Raw genomic sequence first — 14,326 nt, 5'->3', positions numbered from 1 at the left:
CACATGGCATTCGTATCATGCTAGATGCCGTTTTCAATCATGCCGGCTTCCACCACAAAGCATTCGCTGATATTCGTGAACATGGTAGTCGTTCCACCTATAAAGAATGGTTCCATCTGCGCGATTTCCCACTCGTGACCGAGCCGCTACCGAACTACGATACATTTGCTTTTGTACCTGAGATGCCAAAATTCAATACCGAGAACGATGAAGTAAAGTCATACTTACTCCATGTCGCCCGCTACTGGGTCGAAGAATTCGGAATCGATGGCTGGCGACTCGACGTCGCCAACGAGGTCGATCACGCATTTTGGCGTGATTTCCGTCAAGTCGTCAAGGAAGTCAACCCTGACACGTATATCCTTGGTGAAATTTGGCATGACTCACAGGAATGGTTGCTCGGTGACCAGTTTGACGCCGTCATGAACTATCCATTTACGAATGCCGCTTTGAACTTCTTTGCCTTAGATAAGACTAAAGCAAGCTCGTATGCGAACGATATGTCGCATGTGTTGTTCTCAAACACGATGAATGTCAATGAAGTGACCTTCAATCTAATCGGATCACACGATACACCGCGTGCGTTGACACGTGCTGGGAATAACAAACAGAAGCTTCGTCTTCTCTTGTTATCGATGTTGACGTTCTCGGGTAGTCCCGTCATCTATTATGGTGATGAGATCGGTCTCGATGGCGATCAAGATCCAGGCTGCCGAAAATGTATGCCGTGGGATCCAGAGGAGCAGGATCAGGAGTTATTCGCCTATACACGACACTTGCTACAGCTTCGAAAGCAACATAAGACGCTTGCGAACAAAGGACATATCTCTTTCGTTCACGCGAATGATGAGACGAATACAATCATCATGCGTCGCATGAGCCCGGAAGGATTATATTATATCTACTTCAACAATTCAGATGCTCCCGTTTCGTTGACCGCTCCACAAGCTGGTCGGGGGCTTGATTTATTGACGAACACGCACCAGCAGACGCTTGATGTCTCTCTCCCTGCGTATTCTGGAACGATCGTTCAAGTCTTATAACCATTTAAAAGCCTGTACACTCACCTTCTGAAAAAGAAGTTTTGTGTCCAGGCTTTTTTCTGTATCCGTTCTCCAGGAGAGAAACGAGTTAATGAATGCCAGCGAATTAGGGTATAGGGTACAGAAAGGAGGACATCCTCCATGGAAATTTTCTTTTACGCCGGTCTCATCCTCATCGGCTTATTTACGATCAGTTATTTGAGTGAACGATTCCATGTTCCGAGTATTCTGGCCTTCATCTTGATCGGAATCGTCCTTGGATTTTATTATGACCCTCCCGAAGAGCTGAAACTCGGAGGAGAAGCGGGCATCATCGTCCTGTTCTTTTTACTTGGTCTAAAATTTTCAGTGGCGGACTTGCTGATTCAGCTCCGTTCCATTTGGAAAGCAGGAGTCATCGATATTCTACTTTCGTTTGGTGGGACTATCCTGTTGACCCTATCGTTTGCCTTTTCAGTCGCCGAATCGTTTTTGATTGGCTGTGTCTTATATGCGACGAGTTCTTCGATTTCTGCTCGGCTGCTCGATCGGGAACCGGATAAACATCAGGATGTGAATCGCTTCGTGCTGTCCTTACTCGTCTTCGAAGATTTGATGGCACCAATCCTACTGACGACGGCCCCGTTCGTTTTAGGGACTGAGACGTTCTCGGTAGCAAAAATCAGCATCATCTTTCTCGGGTTCGCCTTCTTATTCATTGCTTTAATCATCATGACGTTATTCATCCGAAGACGGAAACGTCTCGTCGATTCACTCTACCGTCATCCTGATGCCGGCATCGGAATCATCGGGTTAATCTTGTTATTTTCCGGTATCGGTATCTTATTCGGATTGTCAGAAGTACTTGGCGCCTTCATCATCGGTATTCTGTTAACCGAACTGGATGAGACGCGTTATCTTAGACGACTAGTCACTCCGTTCCAAGACTTATTATTACCATTGTTCTTTATCACGTTCGGAATGTCATTCGAGTTGACTGACGGATTACCGATTGATCTATTTTTCTTCGCTCTTGTCATTTGGGGAGTCGTCTCTAAATTTTTAGTCGGTTACCTCGGCGGAAGGTCCTTTGGTTTATCGAATTATCATGCGATCGAATCTGGCTTTTGTCTGGGTCCACGTGGTGAATTTTCGATACTTTTCATCACGCTCGCTAGTGGTGCATTCGTGACGTTGACCGGGATATACATTTTTGTTTCTGCTTTTCTTGGAATTCTACTATTCCGTATCTCTACAGGATTGACGAACCGTACACATGCGACCGCACGAAAAATCAAAAAGAAATTGAATTAAAAAGACGTCGGCGCATCTTGCGTTTCCGACGTCTTTCTTCTATAAAGTATGCTCGATTCATCGTCCGACAAAAACAGGGCGTTTTTTTTCGATGAAGGATTCAACAGCATGGCGATGGTCTTCCGTTTTTCCAGCACGTGACTGATAGATGATTTCTTGAGCAAGCATTTCCTCCAAGTTATTTTCATAACTCGCTGCTTGCAGCTGCTTGATGTACCCGATCACTTTTGTCGGACGATCTGCCAGCTGACGAGCAAACGCTGTGACCTCTTCTACAAATTTCTCTGATTCGATACTTCGTGTTGCTAGATTGAGCGAAACGGCTTCTTCTGCTGAAATCGTGTCACCGAGTAACGCAAGCTCCGTTGCTTTTGCCGCACCGATTAGCCGGGGTAAGAAATACGGCGCTCCTGCATCCGGGACAAGACCGATATTGATGAATCCGAGCGATAATTTCGCTTCAGCGTGGACGAGCCGGAAATCGCAGGCCAGCGTCAATGATAAACCGGCACCTGCCGCTACACCATTGATGGCAGCGATCGTCGGTTTTTTCGATTTAGCGAGTGCCCGAACGACAGGATGATAATACTGTTGTAGATATTCACCATGATCGAGCTCAGGCGAGACGGTTTTCAAATCTTGTCCTGCACAAAAACCACGTCCTTCACCAGTCAAGACGATGACACGTACTTCCTCATCCTGATTCGCTTCTTCTAGAGCGTCTGCCAACTCTTCTAGTAAATTCGACGTTAATGCATTCAGTTGTTTGGGTCGAGCTAGCGTTAGCGTTGCGATTTGATCCTTGACGACATAATGCATTTCTCGTTTCATCGGATTCCCCTACCTTTAAAAAATGAATGATTGTTCATTATGATGTATTCGTGATATTTTATGAAAATCCTTTTAAATCTCTTTTTTTTCGATGAAAGACAAAAAACCCTCTTTCATTATGAAAATCGAAGGCGTATAGTTTCAAAAAGATAAAGAAACACTATTCGTTTTATGAAACAAAGGGGATTTATTTATGAAAACAGTCAAGCAACCAAGCTTATTCCACATTACGTGGCCATTATTCATTGAGATTGCATTGCATATGAGCCTCGGGATCATTGCAACGTTGATTTTAAGTTATTACTCGGATAGCGCTGCTGCAGCAGTCGGTGTATCCAATCAAATTTTGAATATCTTCATTATTCTCTTTAACATCACCTCGGTCGGTGCAACGATCATCATTGGTCAGTACCTCGGTGCAAGAAAGACGCAAAATGCTCGTCAAACGGCTCGTTCTGCTTTTGCGATTAACTTGTATACCGGTCTCATCGTTTCTCTGACCGTCGTGTTGTTCGGAAGACAACTTCTTGGATTTTTCTCGTTAGAAGGAGAGACGCTCGTCTATGGCGAAACGTTCATTAAAATCGTTGGTCTATTCCTTTTCTTAGAAGCCATCTCATTGACACTGGGTGCGATTCTCCGGAGTCATGGATTCACTAAAAATGCTATGTACGTCACGCTACTCATGAATTTCGTTAGTGCTTTTGGTAACGTCATCGCTGTTCTTGGACTCTTCGGTATTCCCGTTCTCGGTGTTGCTGGTGTCGCTTGGTCGATTGTCGTCGCCCGGACAATCGCTGTCCTTGTGTTGTTCTTTGTCGTTTACCGCAAACTTTCTTTACGTTTTACAGTAAAAGACTTGATTCATTTTAATCGTGAAGATGTGAAACGAATCATGAACATCGGAATCCCATCTGCTGGTGAAGGGATCTCGTATCAATTCTCACAACTCATCATCACAGGATTCATCGCAACAATTGGTGAAGCAGCGTTGTCTGCTCGTGTTTATGTATCAAACATCACGATGCTTTGTTTCCTATTCACGCTTGCCATCGCTCAAGGAACGCAGTTACTCGTCGCACGCCAAGTTGGTGCGCAACAATTTGAACAAGCATATGGACGTGCTGTGAAAACATTGAAGATTGCTGTTTTCGCAAGCTTCATCTCAGCTGTCGCTCTTGCTTCATTCGGTTCATCGATTCTATCAGTGTTCACATCGAGTCCTGAAATCATTGCAATCGGTATCCCACTACTCTGGGCAAGCGTCATTCTTGAACCAGGTCGCGCGATGAACATCGTGCTCATGGGAACTCTTAAATCGGCAGGAGATGTTCGTTTCCCTGTCGCCATCGGTATTCTATCGATGTGGGGAATCGCGGTCGTCCTCAGTTATACGCTTGGTCTTGGTTTCGGTCTTGGATTACTTGGAATCTGGATTGCCTTCTCTGCTGACGAATGGTTCCGTGGCATTTTCGCCATGAAGCGTTGGCATGGACGGAAATGGGTCCAATACTCACTCGTCAAAGGAGAAACACATGAGCAAAACGAACGTCGAGAGGCTTCTGAAGCAGTCTAAGATTGACTTCGAATCCCTCACTTATCCTGTTGATCTTGATGATTTATCTGCTGAAGCCGTCGCTAGAAAGATTAATTACCCCCTTTCGACCATTTTTAAAACCCTTGTTTTGAAAATGGTCGAAAATAAATATGTTTTCGTCGTCATTTCGGGGGAAGAAGAACTCTCTCTAAAGGCAGCGGCCAAAGCATTGCATTCGAAAAAAGTCGCGCTTGTTCCGATGAAGGACTTAGAAGACCTGACTGGCTATATTCGAGGCGGTGTCTCTGCAATCGGTGCTAAGAAGAATTTTCAGGTTCTCTTATCGGATCGTGCTATCCATGAACCATTCATCATCATATCCGCTGGAAAACGTGGACATCAAGTTCGGTTGAATCCTCATGATTTTTTATCTTTCACTCAGGGGATTCTCTTTACGAACGGCTGAATTCCATCTCCTAATTATGGTATGATGAGTAGTATCGATGAAGTGGCAGGAGGAATCATTTTGTGGAAAGATCGTGTTCGTAATTCAATACCCAACCTATTTACGTTCGGAAATCTGTATTGTGGTTTTTTAGCCATCGTCATGGCAGCAAAAGGTGATTTTCAAAATGCCACCTTACTAATCGTCATCGCGATGATGCTTGATAGTCTGGATGGACGTCTTGCTCGGATGCTTGGTGTAGCAGGCGACTTCGGAAAAGAACTGGACTCATTAGCAGATATCGTGACATTCGGTGTCGCACCTGCAATGATGGCCTACTATACGTATTTCTATGAATTCGGAGAAGTTGGTTTACTAATCTCTGCTCTGTTCCCGTTGTTTGGCGCATTTCGTCTTGCTCGTTTTAATTTATCGGCAACGAATGTGGCATCTGCTTATTTTTCAGGTGTACCGATTACAGCGGCAGGTGGTATTTTGGCCGTCGTCACGTTGTTTAGCGGACGAATGAACGACTTGATGGTCCCACTCGTCTTTACAGGTCTTGCCTTCTTGATGGTCAGTCGTGTCAAGATTCCAAGTTTTAAAGACATTCCCGTTCCGCGCCATACGTTCGTCATCACCTTTACGTTGCTGTACGTGACGTATGTCATGATTGCGCGTAGCAATGAGTGGTCGACGTTTTGGTTCGTTGCTGTTCCGTTGTATATCGCGTTTCTCCTTTTCTCGTTCATCAAAAAGAAGAAGCAAAAACAACATTCAAACGGATGATGATAGGAAGTGGTTCGGTTTCTCTTGCGAGAAGCCGGACCACTTTTTTTATAAGACCGCTTCTCCCTCGCTCGTTTTCAAGATATATGGGTATACTTATGACAGAAGCTATTTTGGAAATGGAGGAATGTCACGCATGGAGCAGTTTCATAAACGTCTTTGGATTTTCTTTTCGATTTGGTTCACCATCGGCTTGATCTTAGTCGGTTTTTCGTTACTTCCCCCTTGGCTCGAGTGGGCCAATGCCGTCTTTTTATTCGCTTCCGGCTTATACGCAGCTCTCTATTTTTGGCATGTCTTACCGAAGGGACGTCTTGTCATCCCCTTCATCTTCTTTGGTTCGATCATCATTGAGTCGATTGGGGTCCATACCGGTTGGCCGTTTGGAACATATCGTTACGAGTCGGATTTCGGTGTCCAATTATTAGGTGTGCCGATTACGATCGGGGCTGCATGGCTATCGGTCATGGGGGCGAGTCTCGCTTTCTCCCGTTTGTTCTCGTTTCGCTATAGTACATTGATTCTCGTTCCATTGTTTGCCGTCTGGCTCGATTTAGCGATCGATCCTGTTGCTGCTAACGTGAAATCGTATTGGCTTTGGCAAGACGGTGGCTGGTATTACGATATTCCGACACAGAATTTCTTCGGGTGGTATGGAACGGCGCTCGTCTTTTCCTTTTTCATCAATCGATATCAAGTCAAGGCGACGGATGCCGCACTCGAACAAAACAATCAGTATCTCTTTTTGATGTTGCACACTTTATTCGGTGTAACAGCAGGAGTTGCTGGTCTCTATGGCGTCACTTTGGTCAGCTTAAGTGCATTCATCGTCTATTTCATTGTGAAACGAGGGGTTATCGTTGAAAGAAGCAAACAAAAGCAAATTAGCTGAATCCGTATTTCATACGTATGTCGATCATGCTTTGATCCGACGTCATTTCCACCGTGTCTTATATCGAGCAGACGATTTACCTGTCCCGGGTCTCATGCTTGCTACACACAGTTCTTGGTGGGACGGTATGATTCTTTTTCATTTGGATCAGACCTGTTTCCATCACGACCCCTATGTCATGATTGATCAAGCAGGGCTTGCTCGTTTCCCGTTTTTCTCCCGTCTCGGAGCTTTCTCTGTTGACCGGACATCATTCGCTGATATCAAGACAAGCCTTCATTATGCAAAAGAACGACTTCAAAATGGCAGCAGCGTCTGGATGTTTCCTCAAGGCGAAGAACGTCATCAAGAGGACCGCCCGCTTCGCTTAGCAAGTGGTGCCACACATTTGACGCGTCATACGGATCACGTGTCTCTCGTCGCCTTTTATTATTCATATGGTCATGAGCAGCAACCGGACGTCTATATCCGGACGCGTCGCTTTCATCCATTACCTGACGAACGGTCAAGTGCTCAGGCAAAACGACTGACAGCAGAACTAACTGATTTATACGACGACATTCGAGCAGATGCAATTGCGGAACGTGTTGATTTGTATCGCTGTATCTCTACCCGAAGGGAACCACTTCCTGCACGAACGGAGCGCTGGTTACGGGCACTCCGCTCATGAGTTGGTTCTTTCTCTTCTTCGCTCTAGCTGTCTGTCTCTATACATGGATCAATTTAGCTTTTCTACCACGATTAACGGATCCCGTTCAACCAGATAGTCTAGCAATCTGTATCCCGTTACGGAATGAGGAACGTAATGTACGAAAATTATTAGACGCATTAGAACCTGCTCTGACACCAGGGATGCACGTTTACTTATATGAAGACCGCTCGACCGATCGGACGCGTGAGTTATTGCTCGATCGGATTGGTCAAGACGACCGTTTTACAGTGATTGATGGTCTTCCCTTACCAGCAGGCTGGGCAGGAAAGGTTCATGCATGTCATCAACTCGCGAAACGAACGACAGAGGACTATCTGTTATTTCTCGATGCTGATGTAACACTGACACCTGATGCGATTTGTCGCTTATACGGAACGTTACGAACAGAACGAGCCGTTTTCCTTTCCGGTTTCCCGTCCTTTCCTGTACCGACGTTTCTCGGAAAGTGTTTGATTCCAATGCAACATGTTCTTATCGCGCAACATCTTCCGATTCCGTTTCGCAAAGTGAAGCATCCAGCTTTTGCTGCAGCCAACGGCATGGTCGTTCTCGTCGAACGACACGCGTATGACCAAGTCGGTGGACATGAAAGCATCCAATCGGCTCTCGTTGACGATTTAGAACTTTGTCGTACGTTTAAACGACATGGGTTGACGACGACGCTCGTCGAAGTCGCCCCAGCAGTCTCTTGTGATATGTACGCCACGAACGAAGAAGTCTGGCAAGGTTTTCTAAAGAATGTCTTTCGTGGGATGAACGATTCTTATATCGTCGGATCATACTTTCTACTCTTTTACTTGGTTCAAGCAAGTGTCCTACCTTATCTCATCCTCCACCCATCCTGGCAGATGGGTTTCGCACTGATTCTTCTTTATTTAGCACGATTCCGGATCGATCGTGCGGCACGAATCCGACATGTTTGGTGGCTCCATCCACTGGCGGTATTCCTTTATGTCATCTTGCTAGCAAGTGCGATGATTCGAAGCTTTAGGAAACGGGAAATCACATGGAAGGGTAGGACCTATTCATAAGGAGGAATCAGTAGCATGAAACATATAGCTGTCATCGGAGCCGGTCTTGGTGGACTCAGCGCTGCTATCTCATTAGCAGCAAAAGGATTTCGCGTCACGGTCATCGAGCGCAATACACATATCGGCGGCAAAATGATGCCGATCGTCACAGAAGGACATCGCTTCGATTTTGGTCCGAACACGATCACGATGCCGGAAGTTTTTCAGTCTGTCATTCTTGAATCCGGTGCGGATCCCGATGAGTACTTTACATTCACGAAACTTGAGCGTCATACGGTCAATCACTTTTCCGACGGAAGAACATTAACATTCTCGTCTGGACGCGAAGCGATGCGGACAGAAGTAGATCGTTTCACGAACGGTCAGTTGGCGAAGAACGATATTACAGGTTACCAAGAAGAAGTGGCGAAGTTGCATACGATCGCAAAACAACAATTCTTTACGAATATTGATTCGTATATCCGCCCCTCCCTCTGGCGAGACATGTTGAAAGTGCATCCCTTTCAAAACCTTCATGGGTTGCATAAGCACTACTTTAAGGATAAAGGGTTGATTCAGGCACTCGATCGTTATGCGACGTATATCGGGAGTAGTCCGTATCAAACACCCGCTACCTTCAGTTTAATCGCTCATTTAGAACTAAATGACGGTGTCTACTTCACAAATGGCGGTAATACAGCAATCGCAGAAGGGTTCGCCCGACGTGCAAAAGAACTAGGTGTCGTCTTCCGTCTTGGCGATGAAGTGACACAGATCGAAGTCGTCGATGGACAAGCAACGGAAATTGAATTGAATCACTTGGAATATCTACCGGTTGACTTCGTCGTCATGAACGGTGATTTGTTGACACAATATCCACGTCTGATCTCAGAAACGGCACGACCTGATTTTAAAAATCCGACACCTGCTCAAGTCGAACCGTCGATTTCTGCCTATGTTCGATGTATCGGTCTCTCACGTCGGATCGAAGGGCTGGCTCATCATAACGTCTTCTTCTCTTCAGATTACGAAGCTGAGTTCAAGGCACTCTTTGATGAAAAACGTTACGCTGAGGAGCCGACGATCTATATCTCGAATTCTTCCGTCACAGCACCAGAAATGGGACAAGCGGGTGACAACTTATTCGTGCTCGTCAATGCACCGGCAACAGATACTGGACATGCGATTGATTTTGATACGTATGATCAACTGATCAATCAACGATTGCAGTCCTTTGGAATTGATATTTCGTCCGATGTCGTCTTCGAGCAACGGGTCACGCCACAGGATATCGAACAAACCTTCTTTGCCTATCACGGCTCATTGTATGGCTTGTCATCCAATGGCATCCGGTCGTCTTTCCTCCGTCCGAGCAACCGTTCAAAGAATGTTCACAATTTGTTTTTTGCCGGTGGATCAACGCATCCTGGTGGCGGTAGTCCAATGGTGACGCTTTCAGGAAAACTAGCAAGTGAACGAATCGTCTCCGCTGTCGCCGCTACCCTGTGAACGTTATGTGAATTGCATATCAATCACTTGTACGGACAACTAAGATTTGATACGATTACTTCGAGTTCAAGAGGTAGTGATTGACCCCACATCCTCAATCAAGCGCAAGGTGACTTCCCCGAGTCAAGAGCGTTGAAGAACTTACTTTTTCTAACCAGCGAAATCAAATGGGACCCACCCATTTCATCTGACTCATCGTGTGTCCATTCGCATGACTTACGACGTTCCCCCTTAGATCGTCTCATCCGTTTGGTCCACAGATAGCTCGATAAAGAAAAGACCATCCCCGTGGTCGAAACAGACCTATCTCGTAGTCCAGATGTTCGCTCTGGTGTAGAAGTAATCTGAGACTCCCCGGTCTCAGACCATAGAAAAAAGACCTTGGTCCCCGCCAAGGTCTTTTTTCTATGGTCATGTATTAAATCGTTGCAAGTAACTTCATTTTTTGCCAACGGCTGACGTACGCCCGTTTTGTAAAGACGTCGTAGTGATTATCCCGCGCCGCATCGAGTATACCACGGTACAGGAAGGCAGCAGCTTTTAGAGCACGCCGACTCTCTCGTGGATACCGTTCAAACGATGGAATCGCCGCGTCATACAGATGCTCTGCTCGAAGTGCAACCTCTTCCCAGAGACCGATGAAGTCTCCTGAAGGACGACCAGCGAGTAATGACTCCGCTGTGACACCGTATGTCTCCATCCATGCATGGGGCAAGTAGATGCGGCCGCGTTTTGCATCTTCACCAACATCTCGTAAAATATTCGTTAATTGCATCGCGATTCCAAGATCGATAGCAGACTTACGGAGATCAGGCTGTTGCGGTGCAAGGATGGGCAACAACATCAAACCGACCGTACTCGCTACGTAGTAGCTGTATTGCTCTGTCTCTTCAAGCGTCTGATAACGATTTTTCTCGATATCCCAACGCATCCCTTCCGCGAGCTCAAGGAATGGTGTCTCATCCATTTCATAACGTCCAAATACGTCTGCCAACGCAATCCATAACGGTTTATCTAATACTTCGCCATCACGGAATCGTTTGAATTCATTCAAGAAAGCTAGTAAACTCTCTTTCGGCGTATCCGACTCATCGACGGTATCATCGAGGAACCGGCAAAATGTATAGATGGCATAAACAGCTTGTCGATCTGCTTTTGGTAAGAGTGAAAAGGCTTTATAGAACGTCTTAGATCCGGACTGAATGACTTCCTCACATTTGATATACGCGTTCTGGATCGTCACTGAATTCATGTTTCCACCCCATCTCTTGTTCCATTCGGTTTACGAGTATCGTTGCGCCCATCATGACGACTGGTACTCCTCCACACGGATGCACCGATGCACCGACGGCATATAATCGATCGATATCCGGATACGGTTTTGCCTGTGTCTTTAAGGCAGCCGATTGGCGAATCGTCGGCGCAATCCCAAAACTACCTCCCTGATATAATCCAAAGGCCTGTGCATCATTCGGTGTACGAATCTTCATTTCTTGTATCTTTTCCCGGAATCCCGGATGATGATGCTCGATTTTTTCAAGTACAGTCTCAATGAAGTCTACTTCTTCATAATCTTCTACACCATAGCCTCGCGGAGAAGGAATTAATGAGTAGACGACACTATCGTCTGTTCCTGTTAAGCTACGGTCAATCCGACTCGGATGGAACAGATAGACTGCCGGATGTTCTGGTAATCGTCCTTTTTTAAAGATATTCGTCATGAGCGGTTCCAAGTCGTTTGGCATCAAAAAGCGATGCACCGGTAAATCGACTTTCCCTTTCATCTTGAAATACAGCAGTAGCGTACCGCCTGAAGGCGTATAGGTCTTAGGTTGTTTACCTTCTACAAGACGTTCCATCAATGGAAACTCTCCGTTTAATACGATTTGATCGAATGCTTCCTGTGTGCCATCTTGTAAGACGATTTCCTTCGCCTGTCCTTGGTCGATGACGATTCGTTCAACGGGTGCTTCGAAGACGAATCGGACACCACGTTCGACTAATGTGTCGTACATGCGTTCAGCAAGCGAGAAATAGCCACCTTTTACATACCAGACACCTTCTGCTTGTTCCCGGTACGGAATCAAACCGTAAATCGATGGTGTTGTATAAGGGTTTCCGCCGATATAAAATGTCGGAAAACTGTATGCCATGCGCAAATATTTACTCTTGAAGTATCGCTTCAAATGGTCATGTGCAGTCTCTAGAGCATGCATCTGTAATAATGGACGCATCATGTCTGGGTGCAACAACTCCGTCTTCCGACGATAACCACGTTCTAAAAATTTCGATACACTCGTCTCATAATCCTTTTCTTTTTGATGCATGAATTCATAAAATCCACGACCTTCACCGAATTGACGTTCGATCGCGATCGCTTGATCCACGACATCGGCTACTTTCGTAACGACCGTACCATCGTCGAAGTGAAGGTCATACAATGGATCGACCCGTTCAAGTTCTACTCCCGTAACTCCGGCTTCTGCCAACTGCTCTTTTAACTTGCCTGGCATCAGAACGATCGTCGGACCTTCATCGATGCGGCCACCCGATTCAAAATCGACGGATCGTAATCGACCACCGACATGCGCTTCTTTTTCAAAAATCGTAATCTCGACTCCAGGATGTCTTGCTGTCAGCAAAAGCGCTGCATGCAGTGTACCGACACCGGCTCCTACGAATCCTATCTTCATGTCCGCACCCCTTCTTTTTTGAGCACGAGTTCTGCCGTAATACGCGCGGATTCGAAAATCGTCGGTAACCCGCTACCCGGATGTGTGCCACCTCCGACGAGATACAGATGATCGAGCTCTTCAAATTGATTATGCGGTCGGAAATACATCATCTGTGTCAACTGATGACCGAGATTGAATGTCGCGCCTTGATGGATCCCCATCGCTTCCCAGTCGTCTGGCGTGAACATCTCTTCGACTTCGATTGCCGCTTCAATCCCTTGATATGGTGAACGCGTTTCAAGAGCGTCCAGAACACGGCGACGTAGCTTTGGTCCTTCGATCGACCAATCAAGTTCCGAGTAATTGTTCGGTACCGGCACTAGGACATACATAGCAGACTTGCCTTCAGGTGCTAGCGTTGAATCAATCACGGATGGATTTTGGACATAGAATGAAAAGTCATCCGACAATTCTAAAGTCTGCGTCATCTCGCGAACGTTTTTTTCATAATCCTCTGCAAAGTAAATCGTATGGTGTGGTGCATCGAACGTCCGGTTGACACCAAGGTATAACATGAACGTCGAACACGAGAATTTTTTGCGGTCAATTTTTGGTCGGGACCATTTTTTCAAAACCCCTTCCGGCACCAGATGATTCATCGCATGTGCGAAATCGGCACCGATGATGACTTCATCGAATAACTCATGTTGACCTGACTCGAGGATGACTCCTTCGACAGCTTTTCCGTTTAAGATCAATTGTTCGACGCCCGCACCCAACTGTACGGTTCCGCCTAGCTCTTCGATCGCACGTTGCATTGCAAGCGGTACTTGATGCATCCCACCAATCGGATGGTGGACACCGTAAGCATGTTCCATGTAAGACAAGATCGAAAAACCACCCGGACATTCCCAAGCTGACATGCCTAAGTATTTCGCTTGGAATGTAAAAGAATACTTCAATTCTTCGCTCGTGAAGTAGTCGGATAAAACATCATAAAGCGATCGTCCGAGCGATAGGCGCGGAAGTGCCGTTAAGACACGCGGTGATAAGTAATCCGTCAGCCGATCGTGACGTGTCTGTAAGATTGGCATGAGTTTTCCAAGCTTAAGTGCTTGCTCTGCCATGAATCGATCGTACCCTTCCCCGTTTCCAGGAAATTGCCGTTCGATTGCCTCTTTCATCCGGTCCCGATCCGTCGTCATCGTAAACTCCTCTGTTCCTCCTTTGAAATAGAGTGTATACATCGGATCAAGTGCCTTTAAATCTAAATAATCTTCTAACAGAAGACCGGCTTCGTGAAAAACGTTTTCTAAAATATGCGGCATATTAAGGAATGTTGGTCCTCGATCGAACGTATAGTCACCTAGCTTGACGGCAGAAGTTCGTCCACCGACTTGCGTTTGTTTTTCGTAAACGGTGACGTCTACTCCTTTTCCTGCTAATAACAAGGCACATGCAAGTCCCCCAGGTCCTGCTCCAATCACTGCTACGCGTCGCTTCACCCAAATCTCTCCTTTTTATCTCTCATCGTTTCAACTATTATACTAAGCACATAGTAAAAGCAACAAATTTGAACTGTCTTCTAAC

General features: G+C 46.0%; 13 protein-coding genes. 9 read left to right on the top strand and 4 right to left on the bottom strand.

Annotated elements, in window-relative coordinates:
- On the top strand, positions 1–1,043 hold a 1,043-nt coding region (locus F8N00_RS09355), incomplete at its 5' end, for an alpha-amylase family glycosyl hydrolase (protein WP_421018095.1).
- A gap of 141 nt (positions 1,044–1,184) precedes the next feature.
- Positions 1,185–2,336 (top strand): cation:proton antiporter, encoded by a 1,152-nt coding sequence (locus F8N00_RS09350; RefSeq protein ID WP_421018094.1) that lies wholly within the window; start codon positions 1,185–1,187, stop codon positions 2,334–2,336.
- A gap of 57 nt (positions 2,337–2,393) precedes the next feature.
- Here F8N00_RS09350 and F8N00_RS09345 read toward each other — a convergent pair whose 3' ends face one another.
- On the bottom strand, positions 2,394–3,167 hold the full coding sequence (locus F8N00_RS09345) for an enoyl-CoA hydratase/isomerase family protein (RefSeq protein ID WP_035398437.1): 774 nt from the start codon (positions 3,165–3,167) through the stop codon (positions 2,394–2,396).
- Between the two features lie 193 nt (positions 3,168–3,360).
- Between F8N00_RS09345 and F8N00_RS09340 the strand changes: the two genes are divergently transcribed.
- The 7 genes from F8N00_RS09340 (at position 3,361) to F8N00_RS09310 (ending at position 10,061) form a co-directional block, all read left to right on the top strand.
- Positions 3,361–4,743, top strand: coding sequence for an MATE family efflux transporter (locus tag F8N00_RS09340; RefSeq protein WP_055966974.1), 1,383 nt, complete (start codon positions 3,361–3,363; stop codon positions 4,741–4,743).
- Positions 4,703–5,170 carry a Cys-tRNA(Pro) deacylase gene (gene ybaK / locus F8N00_RS09335; protein WP_214747456.1) on the top strand — a complete coding sequence of 156 codons (468 nt, stop codon included), beginning with the start codon at positions 4,703–4,705 and terminating at the stop codon, positions 5,168–5,170. Before F8N00_RS09340 ends, ybaK begins: the two co-directional genes overlap by 41 nt.
- Before the next feature lie 21 nt (positions 5,171–5,191).
- Entirely contained in the window at positions 5,192–5,938 is a 747-nt protein-coding gene (gene pssA / locus F8N00_RS09330; RefSeq protein WP_174316042.1) for a CDP-diacylglycerol--serine O-phosphatidyltransferase, read from the top strand.
- 136 nt (positions 5,939–6,074) lie between these two features.
- On the top strand, positions 6,075–6,830 hold the full coding sequence (locus F8N00_RS09325) for a carotenoid biosynthesis protein (protein ID WP_023467400.1): 756 nt from the start codon (positions 6,075–6,077) through the stop codon (positions 6,828–6,830).
- Positions 6,799–7,500 (top strand): lysophospholipid acyltransferase family protein, encoded by a 702-nt coding sequence (locus F8N00_RS09320; RefSeq protein ID WP_023467399.1) that lies wholly within the window; start codon positions 6,799–6,801, stop codon positions 7,498–7,500. The genes F8N00_RS09325 and F8N00_RS09320 overlap by 32 nt, the downstream gene beginning before the upstream one ends.
- Positions 7,497–8,573: a glycosyltransferase gene (locus tag F8N00_RS09315; protein ID WP_055966981.1), complete on the top strand. Its 1,077-nt coding sequence runs from the start codon at positions 7,497–7,499 to the stop codon at positions 8,571–8,573. The genes F8N00_RS09320 and F8N00_RS09315 overlap by 4 nt, the downstream gene beginning before the upstream one ends.
- Positions 8,574–8,588: 15 nt before the next feature.
- Positions 8,589–10,061: a phytoene desaturase family protein gene (locus tag F8N00_RS09310; protein WP_035398446.1), complete on the top strand. Its 1,473-nt coding sequence runs from the start codon at positions 8,589–8,591 to the stop codon at positions 10,059–10,061.
- Positions 10,062–10,479: 418 nt separating this feature from the next.
- Here the strand turns inward: F8N00_RS09310 and F8N00_RS09305 are convergent, their stop codons facing one another.
- From F8N00_RS09305 to F8N00_RS09295, 3 genes are read right to left on the bottom strand one after another with little or no spacing between them, the layout of a single operon-like run.
- Positions 10,480–11,313 (bottom strand): phytoene/squalene synthase family protein, encoded by an 834-nt coding sequence (locus F8N00_RS09305; RefSeq protein WP_421018093.1) that lies wholly within the window; start codon positions 11,311–11,313, stop codon positions 10,480–10,482.
- Positions 11,273–12,754 carry a phytoene desaturase family protein gene (locus tag F8N00_RS09300; RefSeq protein ID WP_023467395.1) on the bottom strand — a complete coding sequence of 494 codons (1,482 nt, stop codon included), beginning with the start codon at positions 12,752–12,754 and terminating at the stop codon, positions 11,273–11,275. Before F8N00_RS09300 ends, F8N00_RS09305 begins: the two co-directional genes overlap by 41 nt.
- Positions 12,751–14,241: a phytoene desaturase family protein gene (locus F8N00_RS09295; protein WP_421018092.1), complete on the bottom strand. Its 1,491-nt coding sequence runs from the start codon at positions 14,239–14,241 to the stop codon at positions 12,751–12,753. The genes F8N00_RS09300 and F8N00_RS09295 overlap by 4 nt, the downstream gene beginning before the upstream one ends.
- Positions 14,242–14,326 lie beyond the last annotated feature (85 nt).

The organism is Exiguobacterium sp. A1_3_1, assembly GCF_048985645.1.
Classification (GTDB): Bacteria; Bacillota; Bacilli; order Exiguobacteriales; family Exiguobacteriaceae; genus Exiguobacterium_A; species Exiguobacterium_A indicum.
This window is presented reverse-complemented; position numbering and strand designations above follow the sequence as displayed.